The following is a 24376-nucleotide window of genomic DNA, read 5'->3' as shown; positions in this document are numbered from 1 at the left end:
ATGATCCGAATTTCATGCAGAGATGAATCTTATTATTATAATGCGTATCATATGGTGAAGGCTTTTTTCCCCGGAGAAGAGGTGGTTTCTCTGCCAGGGGAGAAAGCCTCTCCTTTTGTCCGCGCGGATTTTGCGGACGGCTCCTCACTGTCGCTGGAGGCGCCTGCGGGTGTTTTGGATGGCGCCGCAAAGAGGGAACTGGACAGGGACTGGTACCACCTGCTGGCAAAAAAGACAGAAAGAAAACTTCCCTGGGGGATCCTTACCGGAGTCAGGCCTACAAAGCTTGCCATGCAAAAAAGACAGGAAAACTGGGAGAAGGATGTGTTCCTGGAGTGGTTTGAGAAGGAATACCTGGTCAGTAAGGAGAAAGCTCTTCTTGCCTGGGAAATTGCCGGGAGAGAGGAACGTCTTCTGCGCCGGCTGGATCCGGAAAAGGGATTCAGCCTGTATGTCGGGATTCCCTTTTGCCCGACTGTCTGCAGCTACTGCTCGTTTAGTTCCGGATCGCTTCTGGACTGGAAAGACCGGGTGGACGATTATCTGCAGGCTCTGATGCGTGAACTCTCGTTCCTGTCAGAGCGTTGTGAAGGGAAAAAGCCGGACGCTGTTTATATTGGAGGCGGCACCCCGACTTCCTTATCTGCTCTTCAGCTGGAACGGCTTCTGGATGATATCGCTGACAAATTTGACTGCAGGAATCTTCTGGAATATACGGTGGAGGCAGGAAGGCCTGATACGATCACAGAAGAAAAATTAAAGGTGATCCAGGAACATGGGATTACCAGGATCTCGGTCAATCCTCAGACAATGCAGCAAAAGACCCTGGACCTGGTGGGCAGAAAGCATACGGTACAGGATACGGTGGAAGCGTTTGAGAAAGCGCGCAGGCTTGGATTTGACAATATTAATATGGATCTGATTGCCGGGCTTCCTGGAGAAGATGCAAAAGATATGCAGGATACCCTTGGGAAGATCGAGGCCCTTGGTCCGGACAGCCTGACGGTCCATGCGCTTGCCATTAAGCGCGCGGCCAGAATGGGGCGGGAAGATCAAAAAGCAGGGACCGGGGACGAGATTGCCGACATGACAAAAGAGGCAGCGCTTGCGGCAGAACGTATGGGACTTGAGCCTTATTATCTTTACCGGCAGAAAAATATTGCCGGGAATTTTGAGAATGTAGGCTATGCAAAGGTTGACAAAGCGGGAATATACAATATACTTATTATGGAAGAAAAACAGACGATCCTGGCGGCAGGGGCTGGCGCTTCCTCCAAAATAGTGCTAAAGAAACCCTGTCCCATGCCCGGAAGCAGGAAGAAAAAAATGACAAACCTGATACGGATTGAGAATGTAAAGGCGATAGACGCCTATATCGACAGGATCGATGAGATGACAGAGCGAAAAGGAGAATGGTTATGGCGTTAAAGAAGAAGCCGGTTACTGGAATGAAGGATATTCTTCCAAGAGAAATGGAGATCCGGGATTATCTGATCGGGCTGATAAAAGAGACATATAAAAGTTATGGATTTCTGTCTGTTGAGACGCCCTGCGTGGAGCACATTGAAAATCTGTGCAGCAGACAGGGGGGCGACAACGAAAAGCTGATCTTCAAAATTATGAAACGGGGAGAAAAGCTTAAGATAGAAGAAGCAAAAGAAGAAAATGACCTGGCGGACAGCGGACTTCGCTATGATCTTACGGTTCCTCTGGCCAGATATTATTCCAGTCACTCCAATGAACTTCCGTCTCCCTTCAAGGCGCTTCAGATCGGAAATGTCTGGAGAGCAGACCGGCCGCAGCGGGGGAGATTTCGCCAGTTTACCCAGTGCGATATTGATATCCTTGGAGAGGGAAGCAACCTGGCAGAGATTGAGCTGATCCTGGCTACCACGGCGGTACTTGGGAAGATTCATTTTGAGCACTTTACGGTGTGTATCAACGACCGTAATATTCTGAAAGCCATGGCGGCCTATAGTGGTTTCAAAGAGGAAGACTATGATGAAGTGTTCATCATTCTGGATAAAATGGATAAGATCGGGAAAGAAGGCGTTGCCAGCGAGCTGAAGGCGCTTGGATATGAGGAGGCCTGTGTGGAAAAATATCTCACGCTGTTTGAAGAAACGCCGTCAGATGTCTCGGGGATCCGTTACCTGAAGGAAAAGCTGGGCGATCAGCTCAAAGACGAGACGGCAGACGGGATGGAGCAGATTATTTCCAGCGTGGAGGCTGCAAAAGAATGCGAGTTCTCTATCCGGTTTGACCCCACTATGGTAAGAGGACAGTCGTATTATACCGGTACTATCTTTGAGATCCGTATGGACGATTTTGGAGGTTCCGTGGCAGGAGGAGGCCGATACGATAAAATGATCGGAAAGTTTACCGGACAGGATACGCCGGCCTGTGGATTTTCCATTGGATTTGAAAGAATTGTGATGCTGCTTCTGGAACAGGGGTATCAGATTCCCGGGACACGACAGAAAAAGGCTTATCTTCTGGAAAAGAAGCTTCCGGCGGAGGCTTTACTTAAGGTATTTGAAAAGGCAAAGAAAGACCGGGATCAGGGCAGTCAGGTTCTGATCGTTCAGATGAAGAAGAATAAAAAATTTCAAAAGGAACAGCTGGCAGAAGAAGGGTACACAGAGATGATAGACTGTTATGCAGATTCTGCAGACAGGCTGTAAGAGAGGATACAGGAGGGAAAAGAATATGGCAGAGTCAATGCAGGGCTTAAAAAGAACGCATCGCTGCGGGGAACTGTCGCTGGCGCAGGAAGGGCAGACCGTTACCGTTATGGGATGGGTGCAGAAGAACCGCAACAAAGGCGGACTGGTATTTGTGGATGTAAGAGACCGTTCAGGGATCATACAGGTGGTGTTTGAAGAAGGAAAGGCAGACAGCGCGCTGATCGAAAAGGCAGCCAGGCTTCGCGCAGAGTATGTGGTTGCGATTGTGGGCAGGGTGGAACGTCGTTCCGGTGCCGTCAATGCCAATCTTTCTACCGGAGAGATCGAGATCATTCCGGAACAGCTTCGGATCCTTTCTGAATCCGAGACTCCTCCGTTTCCCATTGAGGAAAATTCAAAGACTAAAGAAGAGGTGCGTCTGAAATATCGGTATCTAGATCTTCGCAGACCGGACCTTCAGCGGAATCTTCAAATGAAGAGCCGTGTGATGACACTGACGCGTCAGTTCTTTGCGGAAGAAGGATTCCTGGAAGTCGAGACCCCCATGCTTGGCAAGACTACGCCGGAAGGGGCCCGGGATTATCTGGTGCCAAGCCGTATTCATCCGGGATGTTTTTACGGGCTTCCCCAGTCCCCGCAGCTTTATAAGCAGCTGCTGATGTGCTCCGGTATGGACCGTTATATTCAGATTGCAAGATGCTTCCGGGATGAGGACCTGCGGGCGGACCGGCAGCCGGAATTTACTCAGATTGACATGGAGCTTTCTTTTGTAGACGTTGACGATGTAATTGAAGTAAACGAAAGGTATCTGGAACGGGTTTTCCGTGAGGTGCTGGGCGTGGAAGTGAAACTTCCGATTCAGCGTATGACCTGGCAGGAGGCGATGGACCGTTTTGGATCTGACAAGCCGGATCTCCGCTTCGGAATGGAGCTTACTGATGTATCTAAAGTGGTTAAGGACTGCGGATTTGGCGTATTTACCGGAGCGCTTTTGGAGGGCGGAAGTGTTCGCGGCATCAATGTAAAAGGCCAGGGAGGCATGCCCAGAAAGAAGATTGACAAGCTGACTGCTTTTGTGAAGGATTATGGAGCAAAAGGGCTTGCTTATGCGGCCATTCAGGAGGATGGCAGCGTAAAGTCATCCTTTGCAAAGTTTATGAGCGAAGAAGAGATGAAAGCCCTGACAGAAGCAATGCAGGCGGAGCCTGGAGATCTGCTTTTGTTTGCGGCAGATAAAAATAAGGTTGTCTGGGACAGTCTTGGTGCGCTCCGTGTAGAACTGGCTAAACAGCTGGATCTTCTTTCCAAAGATGAATTCCGTTTCGTATGGATCACAGAATTCCCTCTTCTTGAATGGAGCGAGGAGCAGAACCGGTATGTGGCCATGCACCATCCTTTTACCATGCCTGTGGAAGAGGATCTTCCTCTGATTGATACAGAACCGGGCAAAGTGCGGGCGAAGGCCTATGACATTGTATTGAACGGCAATGAGATTGGCGGAGGAAGTGTAAGAATCCATCAGAACCATATACAGGAAAAAATGTTTGAAGTGCTTGGCTTTACCAAAGAACAGGCATACAGGCAGTTTGGATTTCTGCTGGACGCATTTAAATACGGCGTTCCGCCTCATGCAGGGCTTGCCTATGGACTGGACCGGCTGGTGATGCTGATGGCCGGACAGGACAGTATCCGGGACGTGATCGCATTTCCAAAGATCAAGGATGCCTCCTGTCTGATGACAGAAGCTCCTACTCCTGCGGACCAGAAGCAGCTGGATGAGCTGGGACTTCTCGTACGGGAAGCGGACAGAACGGCGGAGATGGAAAGCGATATTTAAAAAAAGTAAAAAAAATAAAAAAAGTTGTTGACATTTATTAAGACATACAGTATAGTAGTTATTGTTCTGATGAACGATAACTACTAAATACGCGACAGTGGCTCAGTTGGTAGAGTACGACCTTGCCAAGGTCGGGGTCGCGGGTTCGAGCCCCGTCTGTCGCTCTGAAAAGAGGAATCTTCTATATCTGTATAGAAGATTCCTTTTTTTTATAACCGCGGTGTGATAAAGCCGGGATATGGCAGATTCTGATCTGCGGTGGCAGGATGCTGGAAAGCAGAAGGAATGTGTGGAGGGAACAGGCAATGAAAGAACAAAGATCGGCCGGATTTCTGATCAGTCAGATCAATCATGTATATGAAAAAGATTTTAATAAACGCCTGCGGCGGCTGGGGATTACGGCGTCCCAGTGCGCGGTGCTGGATTATCTTTTTACCAGCGCGAAAGAAGAAGTGACCCAGCGGGATATAGAGAGGGCTTTGAGTCTGAAAAACCCTACGGTTACCGGTCTTTTAAAGCGTCTGGATGAGAAAGGATTTGTTCTGATCGTTCCAAGCAATAAAGATAAGCGCTGTAAAAATGTGTATCCGACTGAAAAGGCCTATGATATCCAGAGACGGATGGAGACGGAGAGAAAGAAAATTGACAAGAATCTTACACTTGGCATGAGCAGAAAAGAGAGAGAAGCGCTGCTGAATATGCTGGAAAAAGTTCTTTATAATGTGTCAGATCCCTAAAAATTCAAAAATCCGGCATTGCCATGTATATAGGTTCAATGCTATAATTTATTATAATTATGTCTATCGAAAACAAATGAAAGAAGCAGGTGTGAGACTTGAAGAACAAAATCCAGAAATTTTCAAAAGGAGACTTTCAGTTAGTACGGCCTGACGTCATATTTGATGAAACGAATCTGGTTCTTATCATCGGGGAAGGGGAAGTATACAGGGGAAGTTTCACTATGAAAGCGGATACGAAAGGAACGATACGGGGGCTTGTCTACCCGTCTTCTTTTCGTATTCATTTTAAAGATCAGGGATTTGAGGGCAATCCGGCAAAAGTAGAGTTTACTTATGACGGAAGGGGGCTTCGGCCCGGCCATGTGGAAAAGGGAAAGTTTACCGTGGTCTGCTCGGGAGGAGAGTATGAGCTTTCTTTTACTGCGATCATCGAGAAGCCGTATGTAATGACTTCTTACGGCAAAGTACAGAGCACCGATGATTTCCGGAAACTTGCCATCAAAGACTTTTCGGAAGCTGGAAGGCTGTTCCGCTCCAGAGAATTCTATGAGATCCTGAAATATGAAAATGAACGCATCTTTTATTTGTATGACAATATGAGAAAGTGGTCCCTGGGGGATCAGGCAATGGAAGAATTCCTGGTGGGGATCAAGCAGAAAGAGTGTATTTTCCTGACTCTTCCAGGAGAAGGAATGTTGTTTGAGGATGTGGAAGAGTCTACCAAGGGAACCCTGACGCTGATGAAGAATACATGGGGATATATGCCCATCCGTATCGAAACAGAAGGGGGATTTATCCGCGTTTCCAGATCTGAGATCAGCACAGAAGATTTTGTGGGAAACACGCATGAAGTAGAGTATCTCATCCGGCCGGAGTATCTTCACGGCGGACGTAATTTCGGAAAATTAAGATTTATCACGCCTTATGAGATTCTGGAGTATGAGATCGAAGTGCTTCAGAACCAGAAAGATTACGATGAGAACCGCAGACTTCCCGAGATCCTGGAGGCGCAGATCCTGAAAGAATATGTTAGCTATGTGGCCGGCCGGACGGATCTCTCTGCCTGGGTGGAGAGTGCGGTGGAAAAGATGAATACGCTTCGGAAAATGTTTCCGTTAAGTGAAATGTATCAGCTGTATCAGGCAAATATTTATCTTCTGGGAAATCGGGTGGAAGAGGCAAAGTGGATCCTGGAAAATTATAATTATAACCGGTTTGCCATCGGGAAAGATCCGATCACCAACTGTTATTATCTTTATCTGACAGCACTGATCAGAGGCCAGGGGAACCATATCGAGCGGGTGCTGGACGAGATCGGGAAAACTTATATGCGCCATCAGGATTCCTGGCTGCTGCTGTATATGCTGCTGAATCTGGATCCAAAGTATAAGAACGCATATAAGAGGATCGAAGTGCTGGAACAGCAGTTTGAATACGAAGTACACAGTGTTACCTTTTATCTGGAAGCCTATCTTTGCTATCAGGAAAAACCGACTCTTCTGAAGAAACTGGGGCCGTTTGAGCTTCAGGTGCTGAATTTTGCCGCAAAATACCGGCTGATGACCAAAGAGCTTGCACTTTATGTCTCTAATTTTGTCAGTCAGCAGAAGCAGTACAAAGGTTCTATGTTCCGGATCCTGGAGAGGATCTATAAAATGTACAGCGAACCCATGATCCTCAATACGATCTGTACGCTGCTGATCAAGGGGAATAAGACCCAGGGCCGCTATTTTGTGTGGTATCAGAGGGCGGTAGATGCAGAGCTTAAGATCGCCCAGCTTTATGAGTATTATATGATGACTCTGGAAGAAGATCATGTAAACGGTCCTCTGCCTAAGTCCATCCTTCTGTATTTCATGCATGGAAATACGCTGAATTACAAAAAGGCGGCGCTTTTATACGCCAACCTGATCACTTATGAGGAGCAGGCTGGAGATCTTTACTTAAGTTACAGGGAACAGATGGTGGAGTTTGCCTGGGATCAGCTGATGAAGCGTCATATCACAGAGTCTCTTCGGATTCTGTACAAGCGGTTCTGTACGGAGGAAGAGATGGACGCAGAACGCATGGAAGCGATGCGGGACGTTTGTTTTGCCTATGAGGTACGCACCCGTGTGCCGGATATGAACTGCGTGCTGGTGATTGAAAAAGACGGACAGATCCGTCAGAGAATGCCTTATGATCCGGAAAACGGGGCTGTGATCTATCTTTACGATAAAGAGTCCAGGATCGTCTGGGAGTCTGTTGACGGGCGGCATTATACAGATTCTATCGCTTACGAGACCAAACGTCTCTTCTATGAGCCCAGGTTTCTGGATATGTGCCGGAAATACGCGGCGTCTGAAGGCATCTGGGAGCGAGAGCGGGAGAAGGAAGAACTCACATTTGAAAATATCCGGGACAAAGGGCTGTCTCTTTTTGATGAACGGGAGGTGTTTCGCCTTCTAAGCCGCAGGATCCGGGAAGATAATTACGAAGAGGATGATTATCTGACCTATCTTTGCTTTGAACTTTTCCGGAGACAGCAGTATGACAAGGTAACGCTGATGTATCTGGCCAATTATTTCTGCGGCGCCACCAGAGATATGATGGCTCTCTGGCACGCGCTTAAGGGATATGGGATCCCTGCTGCAAAAGTGGGAGAACGGATCATTACCCAGATGGTGTTTTCTGAAAATCTGTTTGAAGAGGAAGAAATTTTTGAAGACTATTATCTGTCCGGAAACGTATATTTTCGTTTAAAACAGGCATATCTTGCCTATGTGTCCAGGGAATACGTTACGAAGGGACGGGTCCTGCAAAAAAGTATCTTTGAGATCATTGCCAACGAATGTGACCAGAAAGAAGAGCTTCCGGATATTTGCAAGATCGCGCTTCTGAAATATTATTCCGGTCAGGATTACAAAACGGATGTGGAGAAGATCCTCCATTCTGTTTTAAGAGAAATGTGTGAAAAGCAGATCGTCTTTCCGTTTTATCTCCGGTTTAAGGAAGAGTGGATCCGGGAAGTGCAGCTGCACGATAAATCCATGATCGAGTATCAGGCGGCTCCCGGAAGCAGGGTGAAGCTTTTCTATAAAGTGCGGAGAGGAAAACGCGAGGAGCTTGGGTATCACACAGAGGTGCTGATGCCTGTATATGAAAATATATATGTGAAACAGTTTATCCTGTACAGTGATGAGATCGTAACCTATTATTTCCAGGAAATCCGCGGAAAGAATATTAAAACGACAGAAAAACAGTATCTGGATAACAGGAAAAGCGCAGTGACTGCCGGTAAGTACGGCCGTCTCAATGACATGGTGTCTTTGAGCCCGGCGGCAAGGCGTCAGGCAATGCTGGAATTTGAAGAAGAAGAAAGACTGGCAGATCAGTTCTTTCAGCCATATTAGGAGGTCAGGTCCATGCAGAGGGGCAGTATTCTGGGGTATGATCTGAATGAAAGCTTTTGTCAGATCAGCTATTACGATGAGAAAAAAGAAGAGCCGGAGACGCTGGAGACAGCAGTGGATAACTATCAGATCCCGTTGCTCCTGGGCTATCATAACGACCGGTGGGTGTATGGAAAAGAAGCAAAACGTCTCCTGGTGATCCGGGAAGGAGAAGTGATCCCGGATCTGTATCAGAGAGCGATGCATCGGGAAAAGATCCGGATCGCAGAAAAGGATCATGACGCGGTCTGGCTCCTGGCGAAGTACATCAGTCTGACACTTCAGGAGTTCGAGGAGATTGAAGAGATTACCTTTACTGTGCCGGATACGGACATTGACGTCTCCAAAATGCTTAAGGGGATCGGCAGACATCTGGGGATTCCGAAAGAGCATGTAAATGTTCTGGATTATAAAGAAAGCTTTTGCCAGTATATGTTTTATCAGCCAAAGGAATTATGGCAGTACGAATCCGCCCTGTTTTACTGTGACGCACAGGAGATCCGGGCTTATATGCTAAGAAAGCTCAACACGGTTACCGGCCTTGGCAAGGATCTGTTTGTTACGGTGGATGAGGTGGCGAGTGCGAAGATGAAGGAACTGGCGGCCATTTATCCGGTGCTGAATGTGGATAAAGCAAAGGATGCGGATGAACAGTTCAAATCTTTTATTCAAAATGTTTTTGATAAGAAAGTGATCTCTTCGGTATTTCTGACAGGAGAAGGATTTGAGAACAACTGGTATCCCAACTCCCTGAAAGTGCTCTGTAACGGCAGAAGAGCGTTCCTTGGCAATAATCTTTACAGTAAAGGGGCCTGCTACACCTCTATGAGAAAATGCTTTTCTTATGATGAGGGGCCCATTTATCTGGACGAGACCAAGATGACTGAACAGATCTGTCTTAGGATGCGTGTGGGGGGACAGGAAGGATGGTATCCCATTGTGGCCTGGGGCACCCACTGGTATGAAGCGGATGGACAGTGGGAAGTGATCCTGGAAGATACTTCAGATATCGAGATCCATATTGAGACTCTGACCGGGGAAGAACTTCAGGTGGAGACCGTTTCTTTGGAGGGGCTTCCGGAACGGCGGGACTATTCTCTTAGGATCCAGATTGACGTCATGTTTCTGGATGAAGTAACCTGCAGGCTTTCTTTTCGGGACGTGGGGTTTGGAGACTTTTTCCCGGCCACGGATTTCTGTGCAGAGAAGATCATTAAATTAGGAGGCATCCATGGGCAGTTTAATTCTATGTCATAAAAAGAGAGCAAAACAACCCTATGCCATATCTCGGGTTCATATGAAAATATATACCATCGAAGAGCTGTGTTATTATATCTGCAACAATTTGTATCTGATCGACTATACCATGATCAATTATCAGCTCTGCGACTGGATCGAAAGGGAGCTGGAGATGGACGGTCTTGCAGACCATTTGCGAGAAGAGCTGCAGAAGAACTGTTCCATGGAGCAGTTCATTCTGACCATCTTAAGGGAGTCTACGATCTATGCCCAGTCAGATATCAACCGGATCCAGAGCATCCTGGAGAGGCTGCAGAATCAAAAGGATGTGGAGCGAAAGAAACACAAGGCAGACAGTCTGATGCAGAGCAGAGAGTATGAATCAGCGGTTCTGGTCTATCAGTCCATCATTAATGCAGACTGGGATGAATCTGTGGAAAAAACATTTTATGGCAGAGTTTACGCCTGCCTGGGAGCGGCATACGGCCATCTGTTTTTATATCAGGAGGCGGCAGAAATGTATGAAGCGGCCTATGGGATCTGCGAGGACTCCCGGATGCTGAAAGCTTATCTCTACTGCTGCAGCAAAGCGCTTCCACAGAAGCAGTATGTCAAGATGCTGTCCGGAAACCCGTCTTATCTGATGATCGATCCCCTGATCAAAGAAAGTGTGCGTAACGTACGCAGGGAGATAGAACCGGATCTTCCGGAAGAAAAACTGGAGCAGTGGAAAAAGGAATATCGAAGGATTGACAAGCCGGCTGGAATATGCTAAGATAACGACAGTTTAGCGCGGTAAAGTAGTCCATTGATAGTGGGGTGACGTCCCGGTATCCCGGCTGTTTTCCTGCGTGTACTTTTGAGGAGGATGAAACGATGAAGAAGAGATTGGCAATGCTTCTGGCTCTTCTGACCGCTTCGGCGCTTCTGGCGGCAGGATGCGGCGGACAGGGGGGAGACGCAGGCGAAGAAGAGAGCGGCGGCTCCGCAGACAAAGAGACGGCATCTTTTGAAGAAAAGCAGGAAGGGGATACCTTTACTGTAGGATTCGACCAGAACTTCCCGCCCATGGGATTTGTAGGAGATGACGGCGAATATACCGGGTTTGACCTGGATCTGGCAAAAGAGGTCTGCGAACGGCAGGGGTGGGAGTTTGTACCCCAGCCCATTGCATGGGAGACCAAGGACGCGACGTTAAATTCCGGCGAGATCGACTGTATCTGGAACGGATTTACCATGAACGGAAGAGAAGATGAGTATACCTGGTCGGATCCCTATCTGGATAACCAGCAGGTATTTGTGGTAAGATCCGATTCCGGCATCCAATCGGAAGAAGACCTGGCAGGAAAGATCGTGGACGTTCAGACAGAGTCCTCGGCCCAGGCGGCGCTTGACGACAATCCGGAACTTGCAGATACGTTTGGAACGCTGCAGGTGATCCCGGATTATGATACCGGATTTATGGAGCTGGAGAGCGGCGCAGTGGATGCGGTGGCCATGGATATCGTGGTGGCCAGCTATCAGATTGAATCCCGCGGCGCGGATTTTACGATCCTTGATGAATCCATTGCCTCCGAAGAATATGGAATCGGTTTTGCAAAAGGCAATGAAGCGTTAAGAGATACGGTACAGGCGACGCTGGAGGAGATGGCTGCGGACGGTACGATGGCGGAGATCTCCGAGAAATGGTTTGGCGAGGATATTACGACGATCGGGAAATAAACGCAAGCAGACGATGAAAAGCAGGGGTTGTCCTTCCCGGACAGCCCCTTTTTACGAAGAGAGGGAAAGATATGGCAATTTCAGTTATGCTGATGAAGCTCCTGGAAGGAATGGGCGTGTCCGTGATGATCTTCCTCGTGACACTAATCTTTTCTCTTCCTCTGGGACTTCTGGTGTCCTTTGGCAGAATGTCAAAGAATCCGGTGATCCGGACCATTGTAAAAGTATATATTTCTGTGATGCGCGGCACGCCGCTGATGCTGCAGCTGATCGCGATTTATTTCGGACCTTACTACGGCCTTGGGATCCCCAATTCTCCGGGGTGGAAAAATACAGCGGTAGCCATAGGATTTATTTTGAATTATGCGGCCTATTTTGCGGAAATCTACAGGGGAGGCATTGAGTCCATGTCTCCGGGGCAGTATGAAGCGGCAAAAATACTGGGATACAGCCGGGCGCAGACGTTCTTTCGCATTATCCTGCCCCAGGTGATCAAACGGATCCTGCCGGCAGTGACCAATGAGACCATCACGCTGGTCAAGGATACGTCCCTTGCCTTTTCCATCGGTGTGATCGATATGTTTACGGTGGCAAAGGCGCTGAGCGCCTCCCAGACGTCACTGCTCCCGCTGGTATTTGCCGGAGTATTCTATTATATCTTTAATTTTATTGTGGCTTTTTTCATGGAACGCATCGAAAAGAAGCTGAATTATTATCATTAGGAGGAAGCCTATGAGCCTGTTGGAAATGAACCACATTAAAAAAAGTTTTAACGGCCAGGAGGTGTTAAGGGATATTTCTCTTACTGTGGAAAAAGGGGAAGTCTTAAGCATCATCGGACCTTCCGGTTCGGGAAAATCCACCCTTCTTCGATGCGCCACCGGTCTTGAGACTCCGGATTCCGGAGACATTCATTACGAGGGCACTTTTGGCCTGGTGTTTCAGAATTTTAATCTCTTTCCCCATTATTCTGTTATAAAGAATGTGACGGACGCACCTTTGAAGGTGCAGAAAAGAAAGAAAGAAGAAGTGTATCAGGAGGCCAGGGCTCTCCTTGCAAAAATGGGACTTTCGGATAAGGAGGACGCTTACCCCTGTCAGTTGTCCGGCGGACAGCAGCAGCGGGTGTCGATTGCCAGAGCGCTTGCCATGAATCCGGATATTCTGTTTTTTGACGAGCCCACGTCCGCGCTGGATCCGGAACTGACCGGGGAGATCCTTAAAGTAATCCGGGATCTGGCGGCGGAGCATATGACGATGGTGATCGTGACGCATGAGATGCGTTTTGCCAGGAATGTTTCTGATCACATTCTGTTTATGGATCACGGCGTGGTGGAAATCGAAGGGTCTCCGGAAGAAGTGTTTTCCTCTTCCAATGCCAGAATCCAGGGTTTCCTGGGGAAATTTGAAAAGAGATAGCGCGACGTCAGACAGGGCCAAAGGAAGGTTGCTTTTCCTTTGGCCTTGTATTATACTGGATTTATTAACGAAAAAGGAGATAAAAAAATGGCAAACGACAGATATCAGAGCCCGCTTTCCGAGCGTTATGCAAGTAAGGAAATGCAGTATATTTTTTCACCGGATAAAAAGTTCCGCACATGGAGGAAGCTGTGGATCGCCCTGGCGGAAACAGAAAAAGAGCTGGGACTTCCTATTACACAGGAACAGATCGACGAGCTGAAAGCCCATGCGGAAGACATCAATTATGACGTGGCAAAGGAAAGAGAAAAGGTTGTCCGCCACGATGTCATGTCCCATGTGTACGCCTATGGACAGCAGTGCCCGAAAGCAAAAGGCATCATCCATCTTGGCGCCACCTCCTGTTATGTGGGAGATAATACCGATATCATCCTGATGGCGGAGGCCCTGGAGATTGTAAAAAAGAAACTGGTCAATGTGATTGCGGAACTGGCAGATTTCGCAGAGAAATATAAAGATCTTCCAACCCTTGCTTTTACCCATTTTCAGCCGGCGCAGCCTACAACGGTAGGAAAGAGAGCGACCCTGTGGCTGCAGGAGTTTGAGATGGATCTGGAGGATCTGGAATATGTAAAGAGTACTTTAAAGCTTCTTGGGTCCAAGGGAACCACCGGAACACAGGCAAGCTTTCTGGAGTTGTTTGACGGGGATCAGGAGACCATTGACAAGATCGATCCCATGATCGCGGAGAAGATGGGATTTGCGACCTGTTATCCGGTATCCGGGCAGACCTATTCCAGAAAAGTGGATACCCGTGTGCTGAATGTGCTGGCAGGGATTGCGGCAAGCGCCCACAAGATGTCCAATGACATCCGCCTTCTCCAGCATCTGAAAGAAGTAGAGGAGCCTTTCGAGAAGACGCAGATCGGTTCTTCTGCCATGGCTTATAAGCGGAATCCCATGAGAAGCGAAAGAATCGCCTCTCTGTCCAGATATGTGATGATCGACGCGCTGAATCCGGCGATTACTTCTGCCACTCAGTGGTTTGAGCGGACGCTGGATGATTCCGCCAACAAACGGCTGAGCGTGCCGGAAGGCTTTCTGGCCATTGACGGGATCCTGGATCTGTGCCTGAATGTGGTAGACGGCCTGGTGGTATATCCCAAGGTCATTGAAAAGCGCCTGATGAGCGAGCTTCCCTTTATGGCAACCGAAAATATCATGATGGATGCGGTGAAGGCCGGCGGCGACCGTCAGGAACTGCATGAAAGGATCCGGGAACTTTCCATGGAAGCAGGACGCAATGTAAAAGAAAAGGGACTGGACAATAACCTGCTGGATCTGATCGCGGCCGATCCGGCTTTCAATCTGAACGAGGAAGAACTGAAAAAGACCATGGATCCTGCAAAATATGTGGGACGTGCGCCGATCCAGGTAACCAATTATCTGAATCAGGTGATCCGCCCGCTCCTGGAAAGAAATAAAGAACTGCTTGGCGTGAAGGCGGAGATCAACGTATAAAGGCATCTTTTCCTGTACAGGAAATGCTAAAGAAGAAACAAAATCTTAGCAATATTACCAAAAATAAAAAAGTCAAGTCTTTTTTGTAAAAAAAGGACAGGAAAAAACGGCGCAACCATGGGGGTTGCGCCGTTTTTTGAATTCCCGGGATTCAAACGCATGGAAAAATGACGAAAATTTTTCAAAATTCCAAAGTCTGATTGAGAAAAAAATGTCAAAATGGTATGATAGACGAAGTAAATATAGATATGTAAGGTATCTATGATTTTCTATCTAGAGAGAAAGGGAGATGATTTTTTGGAAACATTAAACAACATCGTACTGACGATCCAGAACTACATGTCCAACATCGTGCTGATCATTGCGCTTGCTGCAGCCGGTATCTGGTTCAGTTTCCGTACAGGATTTATCCAGGTACGCGGATTTAAGCGGGGCATCAAGCAGGTGTTCGGCGGACTGTTCAGCAAGAAGGGCGAGGCCGGAAATGACGGTATGAGTTCCTTCCAGGCTCTGGCAACTGCCATTGCAGCGCAGGTTGGTACCGGTAACATTGCCGGCGCGGCCACAGCCATTGCCATCGGCGGACCGGGCGCGATCTTCTGGATGTGGGTAGCAGCCTTCCTTGGCATGGCTACCATTTATTCCGAGGCCCTGATGGCACAGAGATATAAGAAGATCGGAGACGACGGGATTGTAACCGGCGGTCCGGTTTACTATATCCGCGGCGCGTTCAAGGGAACCTTTGGTAAGATCCTGGCAGGGATTTTCGCAGTGCTTCTGATCTTTGCCCTGGGATTCATGGGCAATGCGGTACAGTCCAACTCCATCGCAGCATCCTTCCATACTGCATTTGGAATCCCGCAGTGGATCATGGGACTGATCGTGGCAGTACTCGCCGTATTTATCTTCTCCGGCGGTATGAAGCGTATCGCGAAAGTAACAGAGACCATGGTGCCTCTCATGGCGGCGCTTTACATCCTGGGATCTCTGATCGTAATCTTCTATAACTGGAGAAATATCCCGCTGGCCTTCTATGAGATCTTTGTAGGTGCGTTTGCACCGGCTTCCATCGCCGGCGGTGCGGTAGGTGCGACCATTAAGCTTGCCATCACCAAAGGTGTTGCAAGAGGTCTGTTCTCCAATGAAGCAGGTATGGGTTCCACACCGCACGCACATGCGGTAGCAAAGGTAGCGCATCCGGTGGAGCAGGGACATGCGGCTATGATCGGCGTCTTCATCGATACCTTTATCGTACTGACCATGACAGCGCTTGTCATCGTGACCACACGCGCTTTGCCGGAGTCCTACAACGTAGTAGAAGGCGGATACACAGGAGCAGAGTTAAGCCAGTTCGCATATTCTCTGGTATATGGTAAATTCGGAGAGATCTTTATTGCGGTCTGCATGTTCTTCTTCGCGTTTTCCACTATTGTAGGCTGGTATTTCTTCGGACAGGCCAATATCAAGTATCTGTTTGGCTCCAAGGCGGTTCCGGTTTATTCCGCCCTGGTATGTGTCTGTGTATTCCTGGGATCCCTGGCGCAGGTAGATCTGGTATGGAATATGGCGGACTGCTTCAACAGTCTGATGGTAGTGCCCAATATCATTGGTCTGCTGGCGCTTAGTGGAATGGTGAAAAAGGTACATGACGACTATTTCAACAATTTCCTGAAAGGAAAGCCGTCAGAATTTTCAACAAAAAATAACAAATAAGATTGTGCAGATTCACCAAATTTTTGGGATTGAATTTTTGCGGTTGAAAATGAAATAACAATCAGTTATTATAAAAACAGATAAAAGGTTATATACATATGTTTTATCAATAAAACGATATAGTAGGTTGATGTTTTCCCGGAGAGAGCCGCAATTGGCCGCCGAAGAGGCAAACCTGTCAGATGAGATGGACAGGCGAAACTTTCAGGCAAAAGGACGGGAAAAAGGACTACATTCTGAATCTTGTGCTGTATGAAAAACTTTTTGAATATGGCAGGGCAAAAGACAGGAAGGGCGGCTTACGCACATGGTTATGTGCAGTAGACGCCCTTTTTCTATAGGAAATATCTATAAGGCCCGGACAAGATGACAGACGAATAGTCGGGAAAAGGAGAACAGAGCTTTGCAGGACGGATATATCGTGCTTACCAATAACCCGCTGGTTTTTGAAAAGCTGAACAGCACCCATGAGCTGATCTATAAAGAAGTGTCTTACGAAGAGATATTAAAGGAAGCAAGAGACATGATCCATCGGGGACATCAGCTTCTGACCCATCCCCTGTCCGGCAGCGTGAAGCCTAATGAGACGCCTTATAAGTCCATGCTCCTGTCAAAGTCAAAGGGGCGTATGGATCAGGCGTCTGTGCGTCTGATCGAGTATGCGCTGGACGCATGCAAGAAGTTCCATTTTCGGGGAGATCAGTTCCAGTCGGATGTATATGAAGATTTCCAGATGATCGACTGGACGCTTCTGGAGAGCGGCATGACCTCCGCCGATGTGTGGAGATAGGTATCCGGTTGTAAAAGCATTGAAGCTTAGACAATACAAACAAATTTTTTAAGGAGGGAATGTAAAGTGAGATTAGAGTTAGGACACATTTACATCAAGGACATTCAGTTCGCATCCGAATCCAAAATTGAAAACGGAGTCCTTTATGTATCCGAAGAGGCCGTAAAGGCAGTGGCTCTTGAGGATGAGAAGATCAAGAGTGTATCCTTTGACATCGCAAAACCGGGAGAGTCTGTAAGAATTACTCCTGTAAAAGATGTCATTGAGCCACGTGTAAAGGTTGAGGGAAGAGGGGGAATCTTCCCGGGCGTGATCGCAAAAGTTGACACTGTAGGTTCCGGAAAGACCTACGCACTGAAGGGAATGGCTGTTGTTACCGCTGGTAAGATCGTTGGATTCCAGGAAGGTATCATCGATATGACAGGCCCTGGAGCAGACTATACACCATTCTCCAAGACACTGAACCTGGTTATGGTATGTGAGCCTGTAGACGATATCAAACAGCATGACTATGAGAAGGCTGTAAGATTTGCAGGATTCAGAGTTGCTGCTTACTTAGGTGAGCTGGCACGCAACCTGACACCGGACGAGACCAAGGTTTATGAGACCTGCGGAATCAAAGAAGGCATCGAGAAATATCCGGATCTTCCGAGAGTTGCTTACGTACAGATGCTTCAGAGCCAGGGACTTCTGCATGACACCTATGTATACGGTGTAGATGCCAAGAAGATCGTTCCTACTATCTTAAGCCCTACAGAGGTAATGGACGGCGCGATCGTATCCGGTAACTGTGTATCCGCATGCGACAAGAACCCGACCTATGTACATGAGAACAACCCGGTAGTTGAGGATATGTTTGCACAGCACGGAAAAGCATTCAACTTTGTGGCTCACATCATCACAAACGAGAACGTATACCTGGCAGACAAGATGCGTTCCTCTGACTGGACAGCAAAACTCTGCAGAATGCTGGATCTGGACGGCGTTATCGTTTCCCAGGAAGGATTTGGTAACCCGGATACTGACCTGATCATGAACTGCAAGAAGATCGAAGCAGAAGGTGTGAAGACAGTTATCATCACAGACGAGTATGCAGGACGCGACGGAAAATCCCAGTCACTGGCTGACTCCGATCCGGCTGCTGACGCAGTAGTAACAGGCGGAAACGCAAACCAGGTAATCATCCTGCCGAAACTTGACAAAGTCATCGGAACCCTGGATTATGTAACAAAGATCGCAGGTGCAAGTGAAGAGACACTTCACGAGGACGGCTCTCTGGAAGTTGAGCTTCAGGTACTGACAGGTGCTACCAATGAGACTGGCTTCAACAGACTGAGCGCAAGATAGGAAGGAAGGAGAAAGAATCATGGCAAACATTAAAGTTGTTCATTACATCAATCAGTTCTTTGCACAGATTGGTGGAGAAGAGAAAGCGGATTACCCGGTTGAGCTTCGCAAGGGCGAGGTAGTCGGACCAGGTATGGCGCTGACACAGAATTTCAAGGGCGAAGCAGAGATTATTGCAACGATCATCTGCGGTGACTCTTACTTCAATGAAAATATCGACAAGGCAAAAGCTGAGATCCTGGATATGGTAAAGGAACTGGCTCCGGATGTATTCATCGCAGGACCGGCCTTCAACGCAGGACGTTACGGTGTTGCCTGCGGAACCATCGCAGCAGCAGTTCAGGAAGAGCTGGGCATCCCGTCCCTGACCGGTATGTATGTAGAGAACCCGGGCGCTGACATGTTCAAGAACCAGGTATATATGGTTGCTACCAAGAACAGCGCTGCAGGCATGAGAGACGCTGTAACGAAGATGGCTCCTCTTGCTCTGAAACTTGCAAAAGGCGAGCCGATCGGCGCTTCCTGCCAGGAAGGTTATATGCCGAATGGCGTTCGTGTAAACTTCTTCGAAGAAGAAAGAGGATCCAAGAGAGCGGTTGACATGCTGATCAAAAAGCTTGCTGACAAGCCGTTCACCACAGAGTTCCCGATGCCTGACTTCGACAGAGTAGACCCGAATCCGGCTGTTAAGGATCTGGCACATGCTAAGATCGCTCTGGTTACTTCCGGTGGTATCGTTCCGAAGGGAAATCCGGACCACATCGAAAGCTCCAGTGCTTCTCACTATGGAGAGTACGACATCACAGGCGTTATGGATCTGACAGAAGATACCTATGAGACCGCTCACGGCGGATACGATCCGGTATATGCTAACGAAGACGCTGACCGTGTACTTCCGGTAGACGTGCTTCGCGATATGGAAAAAGAAGGAATCATCGGAGAACTGCATCACCTGTTCTACACCACAACCGGTAACGGAACAGCCGTTGCATCTGCAAAAGCATTCGCAGATGAATTCTCCCAGAAGCTGAAAGCTGACGGAGTTGACGCAGTGATCCTCACCTCTACCTGAGGTACCTGTACTCGTTGCGGTGCAACGATGGTAAAAGAAATCGAGAGAGCCGGCATCCCGGTTGTACACATTTGTACAGTAACTCCGATCTCTATGACAGTTGGTGCGAACAGAATCGTTCCGGCTATCGCTATTCCTCATCCGCTTGGAAATCCTGCACTGGATAAGGATGAAGAGAAGAAGCTGCGTCGTCATATCGTAGAGAAGGCTCTGACAGCCCTTACTACAGAAGTTGACGGACAGACCATCTTTGAATAGTACGAAAGGTATTATCTTTAGGTAAAGTTGGGTAAAACTCTAAAAAAGGAGACGAGACAGACATGAGCAAGATTTATGATGTTATCGTCCTGGGTGCAGGTCCTGCCGGTTTAGCGGCAGGCCTGTATGCAGGAAGAAGCCGCCTCTCTGTTCTGATCATTGAAAAGGGACAGGACGGCGGACAGATCGCGATCACAGATGAGATCGAGAACTATCCGGGACAGATCGTAGAAGGAGAGTCCGGACCGTCCCTGATCGCGAGAATGACAGAGCAGGCTGCGAAATTCGGAGCAGAGCGTGTATCTGACACGATCAAGGAAGTAGAGCTGAATGGTGATGTAAAGGTTCTGAAGAGCGAAAAAGCCGAGTATCAGGCAAAGAACGTGATCATCGCTACCGGCGCTCACGCAAGACCGATCGGATGCAAGGGCGAAGCAGAATTTATGGGCAAGGGTGTTTCCTACTGTGCTACCTGTGATGCCAACTTCTTTGAGGACTTTGAAGTATATGTAGTCGGCGGCGGAGACTCCGCAGTAGAAGAGGCTATGTATCTGACCAAGTTCGCAAGAAAAGTAACGATCATCCACAGAAGAAATGAACTCCGTGCAGCAAAATCCATTCAGGAGAAAGCATTCAAGAATCCGAAGCTTCACTTCATGTGGGATTCTGTTGTGGAAGAAGTCGGCGGAGACGACATCCTGCAGTGGATGAAGGTTAAAAATGTTAAGACCGGCGAGATCACAACAGTAGAAGCAGACGAAGAAGACGGAATGTTCGGTGTATTCGGATTTATCGGAACCGTTCCGAATACTCAGCCGTTTGAAGGCATCATCGACATGGATGAAAGAGGATACATCAAGACAGATGATGATATGCACACCAACATCCCGGGCGTATATGCGGCAGGAGATGTCCGCGTAAAGAGTCTGCGTCAGGTAGTAACCGCAGCTGCTGACGGAGCAATCGCAGCAGTCCAGGTAGAAAGAAGCATGTCTGACTACTTCTAGGAAGCAACAAGTACAGCGCAAGGTTGGCAAAAGCTGACAGACATCGTGCTTGCATGTAAGTCGGTCAGCTTTTGGCAAGCGGCATTGGGCGACAGCCCAATGAACGAAAGAGCGTCCCGCGAAGCGGGACAAAAGCTGCGAAGCAGCGGCTCTTGAGTGCGCTGTGTGCAGTATATTATTTACAAAAAAGGAGGATGATTCCAATGTTAGATTTAGATAAGAAAACATTTGAAGATGAAGTGTTAAAAGCAGACGGATATGTATTCGTTGACTTTTACGGTGACGGATGTGTACCGTGCCAGGCTCTGATGCCGAAGGTACATGAGTTCGCTGATACTTATGGCGACAAGTTAAAATTCACATCTCTGAACACCACAAAAGCACGTCGTCTGGCTATCGCACAGAAGGTGCTTGGACTTCCGGTTATGGCGATCTACAAAGATGGAGAAAAAGTAGAAGAGCTGGTAAAAGATGACTGCACACCGGAAAGCATTGAAGCGATGATTAAGAAATACATCTAAGACCAGAGCGGATGTTTTTCTAAATCATAAATTACAACCTGTAAAACCACAAGAAAGGAGAGTCGCATAATTATGGCTATTTTAGAAGGCAAAAAAGCAATAATTATCGGAGACCGTGACGGAGTACCGGGACCGGCTATCGCAGAATGCGTAAAGACTGCCGGTGCTGAAGTAGTATTCTCCTCCACGGAGTGTTTCGTCTGAACGAGCGCAGGCGCAATGGATCTGGAAAACCAGAAGAGAGTAAAAGAATTCGCTGAGGAATACGGCGCAGAGAACTTAGTAGTAGTTCTTGGTGCTGCAGAGGGCGAAGCTGCAGGTCTTGCAGCTGAGACTGTAACCCTTGGTGATCCTACTTTCGCAGGTCCGTTGACAGGGGTCCAGCTTGGACTCGCGGTATATCACGTATGTGAGCCAGAGATCAAAGAAGAGTTTGATCCGGAAGTTTATGACGAGCAGGTAGGCATGATGGAGATGGTTCTTGACATTGATGACATCTGTGATGAGATGAACGCAATCAGAGAGCAGCTTTAATCAGTTGTAAATAGGACGTAAGACCTGGAAAAGGCCTTGCGTCCCCTGTAAAGGTTTTAGGAAAGGGGCAGCCCCAAAGTATGTTCCCAGAAATGGGCTGCTCCTTTTTGTATAAATAAGCATAAACTGCGGGTCAGTTTATATTTATGAATTTAAGAAAGGTGGAAAACCAATGAACAGTGTAATTAAGGGAGCAAGCTATGTATTAGTACATACTCCGGATATGGTTTTATACAACGGAACCACACAGACAACAGAGAGAATCGTAAATCCTGATTCAGAGTATCTTAAAGAAGTGCCGAATCATCTTCGTTCCTATGAGGACGTAGTTGCTTACTGGCCGAACCAGACCTATATCGGAAATGTACACCCGGATCAGCTTGCAGAAGTTGAGTTCCCGTGGTACGACAAGAAGATGGAAGGCGCAGACCGTTACGGAAAATACGGTGAGATCATGCCGGAGGAAGAGTTCCTGTTCCTGGTACAGGCCAGCGACATGTTCGAGGTTGTAAAACTGGAGAAGGGATTCGTTGAAAAATACAAAGATCAGTTTGCAAAGAACCCGATCATTACAGAAGATATTGTTGCACTGACAGAGGACGGCGTAGAGCTTTCCGAAATCGAAGCTCTGATCAATGACGATCATGCAGAGCCGCTGTATTTTGAAAATCAGCTGGTTGGATGTGTAAAACCGGCTCACGATATCGATGTGAACCTGTCCGCACATGTAATGCATGAGAACCTGATGAGCAAGGCATCCAGCGTACTTGCCCTTCTTTACGGCGTACGCAATGCAGGAATCGACAAGGCAGACGTTGAGTATGTCATCGACTGTGCAGAGGAAGCCTGCGGCGATATGAACCAGAGAGGCGGCGGAAACTTCGCAAAGGCTGCAGCAGAGGTTGCAGGCCTTGTAAGCGCCAGCGGATCTGACGCAAGAGGATTCTGCGCGGCTCCCACCCATGCGCTGATCGAAGCGGCTGCACTGGTAAAATCCGGCGCATACAAGACCGTTGCTGTTACAGCCGGAGGCTGTACCGCAAAACTTGGTATGAACGGAAAAGACCACATCAAGAAAGGCCTTCCGATCCTGGAAGACTGCCTGGGCGGTTTCTGCGTGATCATTTCTGAAAATGACGGCGTAAGCCCGGAGATCGACCTTGGAATGCTGGGACGCCACAGTGTTGGTACCGGCTCTGCTCCGCAGAACGTCATCGGCAGCCTGGTTGCTGATCCGCTTGACAAAGTGGGAATGAAGATCACAGATATCGACAAATTCTCTCCGGAAATGCAGAACCCGGATATCACAAAACCGGCAGGAGCAGGAGATGTTCCGCTTGCCAACTACAAGATGATCGCAGCTCTTGCTGTAAAGAGAGGCGAGCTTGACAGAAAAGAACTTGCAAACTTTACAAAAGAGCACGGCCTGACCGGATGGGCTCCCACACAGGGACACATTCCGTCCGGAGTTCCTTATGTAGGATTTGCTGCTGAGGATATCAAGGAAGGCAAGATCAAAAACGCTATGATCATCGGAAAAGGAAGTCTGTTCCTTGGACGTATGACCAACCTGTTTGACGGTGTATCTTTTGTGATCCATGGAAATACAGCAGCAGAAGAAGAGGCGGCTGCAGGAGTATCCGAAGAAGAAGTAAAGGGACTCATTGCGAAAGCAATGAAAGATTTTGCTGCAACCCTGATGGCAGAGTAAGGGGTGGTGAATATGGCAAATAATATCGAGAAAATGATCGCCACCACATTTATGGAGATGGCAGAAGGGTTAGAGACAGGAAGCTTCGGCAAAAGACCGAAGGTTGCGCTGACCGGTATGGGAAGCGAGCATGGAGAGGAAAACTCCATGGCAGCGGCTGTTGAAGCTGCAAAAGACGGCATTGATGTATACTACATCGGAACTCTGGAAGCAGAAGGCGTTACAACCATCAAAGTGGCAAACGATGAAGAAGGCCACGACAAGATGGAAGAGATGCTGAAGAATAAAGAGATCGACGCAGCTGTTACGATGCACTTCCCGTTCCCCATCGGTGTATCCACAGTAGGACGCTGTGTGACACCGGCCACAGGAAAAGAAATGTACATCGCAAATACCACAGGTACCTCCAGTACGGACCGTATCGAAGGTATGGTAAAGAATGCGGTATATGGCGTGATCGCAGCAAAAGCATGCGGCAAGAAGAACCCCACCGTTGGTATCCTGAATGTAGACGGCGCACGTCAGACAGAGAAGGCGTTAAAGCAGTTAAAAGATCAGGGATATGATATCACATTTGCAGAGTCCAGCCGTGCAGACGGCGGATGCGTGATGAGAGGAAATGACGTTCTTCAGGCATCCCCGGATATCATGGTAACAGACTCTCTGACCGGAAATATCCTGGTGAAAATGCTGTCTTCTGCAAATACAGGCGGAAGCTTTGAGGCAACCGGTTACGGCTATGGCCCTGGTATCGGAGAAGGATATGAGCAGTTAGTCATGATCGTATCCAGAGCATCCGGCGCTCCGGTTAAACACGCGATCTAGTG

The 24376-nt window shown here is 48.1% G+C and carries 19 protein-coding genes, 1 tRNA gene, 1 pseudogene and 1 riboswitch; all 21 genes and pseudogenes read left to right on the top strand.

Annotation, left to right across the window (positions count from 1 at the left end):
* Positions 1-1428 carry a coproporphyrinogen dehydrogenase HemZ gene (hemZ, locus tag ABGT54_RS10820; protein WP_346664102.1) on the top strand — a complete coding sequence of 476 codons (1428 nt, stop codon included), beginning with the start codon at positions 1-3 and terminating at the stop codon, positions 1426-1428.
* Positions 1413-2684: a histidine--tRNA ligase gene (gene hisS, locus ABGT54_RS10815; RefSeq protein WP_346664101.1), complete on the top strand. Its 1272-nt coding sequence runs from the start codon at positions 1413-1415 to the stop codon at positions 2682-2684. Before hemZ ends, hisS begins: the two co-directional genes overlap by 16 nt.
* Positions 2685-2709: 25 nt before the next feature.
* Entirely contained in the window at positions 2710-4524 is a 1815-nt protein-coding gene (gene aspS, locus ABGT54_RS10810) for an aspartate--tRNA ligase (protein ID WP_346664100.1), read from the top strand.
* Positions 4525-4615: 91 nt separating this feature from the next.
* A tRNA-Gly gene (locus tag ABGT54_RS10805) sits at positions 4616-4688 on the top strand.
* A gap of 141 nt (positions 4689-4829) precedes the next feature.
* Positions 4830-5261, top strand: a complete 432-nt coding sequence (locus ABGT54_RS10800) for a MarR family transcriptional regulator (RefSeq protein WP_346664099.1) — start codon at positions 4830-4832, stop codon at positions 5259-5261.
* 98 nt (positions 5262-5359) lie between these two features.
* On the top strand, positions 5360-8656 hold the full coding sequence (locus ABGT54_RS10795; RefSeq protein ID WP_346664098.1) for a DUF5717 family protein: 3297 nt from the start codon (positions 5360-5362) through the stop codon (positions 8654-8656).
* A gap of 12 nt (positions 8657-8668) precedes the next feature.
* Positions 8669-9952: a DUF5716 family protein gene (locus ABGT54_RS10790; RefSeq protein WP_346664097.1), complete on the top strand. Its 1284-nt coding sequence runs from the start codon at positions 8669-8671 to the stop codon at positions 9950-9952.
* Entirely contained in the window at positions 9927-10709 is a 783-nt protein-coding gene (locus tag ABGT54_RS10785) for a hypothetical protein (protein ID WP_346664096.1), read from the top strand. The genes ABGT54_RS10790 and ABGT54_RS10785 overlap by 26 nt, the downstream gene beginning before the upstream one ends.
* Before the next feature lie 101 nt (positions 10710-10810).
* A complete protein-coding gene (locus ABGT54_RS10780) occupies positions 10811-11656 on the top strand; it encodes an amino acid ABC transporter substrate-binding protein (protein WP_346664095.1) in 846 nt (281 codons plus the stop codon).
* A gap of 71 nt (positions 11657-11727) precedes the next feature.
* On the top strand, positions 11728-12378 hold the full coding sequence (locus tag ABGT54_RS10775) for an amino acid ABC transporter permease (protein WP_346664094.1): 651 nt from the start codon (positions 11728-11730) through the stop codon (positions 12376-12378).
* A 10-nt stretch (positions 12379-12388) separates the two neighbouring features.
* A complete protein-coding gene (locus tag ABGT54_RS10770) occupies positions 12389-13075 on the top strand; it encodes an amino acid ABC transporter ATP-binding protein (RefSeq protein WP_346664093.1) in 687 nt (228 codons plus the stop codon).
* Positions 13076-13162: 87 nt separating this feature from the next.
* Positions 13163-14596: an adenylosuccinate lyase gene (purB, locus tag ABGT54_RS10765; RefSeq protein WP_346664092.1), complete on the top strand. Its 1434-nt coding sequence runs from the start codon at positions 13163-13165 to the stop codon at positions 14594-14596.
* Between the two features lie 297 nt (positions 14597-14893).
* The gene (locus tag ABGT54_RS10760; RefSeq protein WP_346664091.1) at positions 14894-16309 is read left to right on the top strand and encodes a sodium:alanine symporter family protein; all 1416 of its coding nucleotides are present in this window, start codon (positions 14894-14896) and stop codon (positions 16307-16309) included.
* A 128-nt stretch (positions 16310-16437) separates the two neighbouring features.
* Positions 16438-16539: riboswitch (glycine riboswitch) on the top strand.
* A gap of 173 nt (positions 16540-16712) precedes the next feature.
* Positions 16713-17099, top strand: coding sequence for a GrdX family protein (locus tag ABGT54_RS10755; RefSeq protein ID WP_346664090.1), 387 nt, complete (start codon positions 16713-16715; stop codon positions 17097-17099).
* Positions 17100-17165: 66 nt separating this feature from the next.
* Positions 17166-18446, top strand: a complete 1281-nt coding sequence (locus ABGT54_RS10750; RefSeq protein ID WP_346664089.1) for a glycine/sarcosine/betaine reductase component B subunit — start codon at positions 17166-17168, stop codon at positions 18444-18446.
* Positions 18447-18465: 19 nt separating this feature from the next.
* Positions 18466-19776 (top strand): glycine reductase complex selenoprotein B, encoded by a 1311-nt coding sequence (gene grdB / locus ABGT54_RS10745; RefSeq protein ID WP_346664088.1) that lies wholly within the window; start codon positions 18466-18468, stop codon positions 19774-19776.
* 62 nt (positions 19777-19838) lie between these two features.
* Positions 19839-20783, top strand: a complete 945-nt coding sequence (trxB, locus tag ABGT54_RS10740; RefSeq protein WP_204907580.1) for a thioredoxin-disulfide reductase — start codon at positions 19839-19841, stop codon at positions 20781-20783.
* Between the two features lie 203 nt (positions 20784-20986).
* Entirely contained in the window at positions 20987-21304 is a 318-nt protein-coding gene (locus ABGT54_RS10735; RefSeq protein ID WP_204907579.1) for a thioredoxin family protein, read from the top strand.
* A gap of 72 nt (positions 21305-21376) precedes the next feature.
* Positions 21377-21838, top strand: coding sequence for a glycine/sarcosine/betaine reductase complex selenoprotein A (gene grdA, locus ABGT54_RS10730; protein WP_204907578.1), 462 nt, complete (start codon positions 21377-21379; stop codon positions 21836-21838).
* A 172-nt stretch (positions 21839-22010) separates the two neighbouring features.
* Positions 22011-23549: a glycine/sarcosine/betaine reductase complex component C subunit beta gene (gene grdC, locus ABGT54_RS10725; RefSeq protein ID WP_204907577.1), complete on the top strand. Its 1539-nt coding sequence runs from the start codon at positions 22011-22013 to the stop codon at positions 23547-23549.
* Positions 23550-23561: 12 nt separating this feature from the next.
* Positions 23562-24359 (top strand): annotated as a pseudogene (gene grdD, locus ABGT54_RS10720) (glycine/sarcosine/betaine reductase complex component C subunit alpha); the annotation flags it as partial.
* Between the last annotated feature and the right edge of the window lie 17 nt (positions 24360-24376).

It is taken from the genome of uncultured Merdimonas sp., from assembly GCF_963929015.1.
Taxonomy (GTDB): Bacteria; Bacillota; Clostridia; order Lachnospirales; family Lachnospiraceae; genus Merdimonas.
This window is presented reverse-complemented; position numbering and strand designations above follow the sequence as displayed.

Excerpts from the sequence above, each read along its gene's own strand:
- ABGT54_RS10790 (WP_346664097.1), top strand. The coding sequence starts at position 8,669 with ATGCAGAGGGGCAGTATTCTGGGGTATGATCTGAATGAAAGCTTTTGT.
- ABGT54_RS10785 (WP_346664096.1), top strand. The coding sequence starts at position 9,927 with ATGGGCAGTTTAATTCTATGTCATAAAAAGAGAGCAAAACAACCCTAT.
- grdC (WP_204907577.1), top strand. The coding sequence starts at position 22,011 with ATGAACAGTGTAATTAAGGGAGCAAGCTATGTATTAGTACATACTCCG.
- ABGT54_RS10780 (WP_346664095.1), top strand. The coding sequence starts at position 10,811 with ATGAAGAAGAGATTGGCAATGCTTCTGGCTCTTCTGACCGCTTCGGCG.
- ABGT54_RS10735 (WP_204907579.1), top strand. The coding sequence starts at position 20,987 with ATGTTAGATTTAGATAAGAAAACATTTGAAGATGAAGTGTTAAAAGCA.
- ABGT54_RS10775 (WP_346664094.1), top strand. The coding sequence starts at position 11,728 with ATGGCAATTTCAGTTATGCTGATGAAGCTCCTGGAAGGAATGGGCGTG.
- trxB (WP_204907580.1), top strand. The coding sequence starts at position 19,839 with ATGAGCAAGATTTATGATGTTATCGTCCTGGGTGCAGGTCCTGCCGGT.
- hisS (WP_346664101.1), top strand. The coding sequence starts at position 1,413 with ATGGTTATGGCGTTAAAGAAGAAGCCGGTTACTGGAATGAAGGATATT.
- purB (WP_346664092.1), top strand. The coding sequence starts at position 13,163 with ATGGCAAACGACAGATATCAGAGCCCGCTTTCCGAGCGTTATGCAAGT.
- hemZ (WP_346664102.1), top strand. The coding sequence starts at position 1 with ATGATCCGAATTTCATGCAGAGATGAATCTTATTATTATAATGCGTAT.
- ABGT54_RS10800 (WP_346664099.1), top strand. The coding sequence starts at position 4,830 with ATGAAAGAACAAAGATCGGCCGGATTTCTGATCAGTCAGATCAATCAT.
- aspS (WP_346664100.1), top strand. The coding sequence starts at position 2,710 with ATGGCAGAGTCAATGCAGGGCTTAAAAAGAACGCATCGCTGCGGGGAA.
- ABGT54_RS10770 (WP_346664093.1), top strand. The coding sequence starts at position 12,389 with ATGAGCCTGTTGGAAATGAACCACATTAAAAAAAGTTTTAACGGCCAG.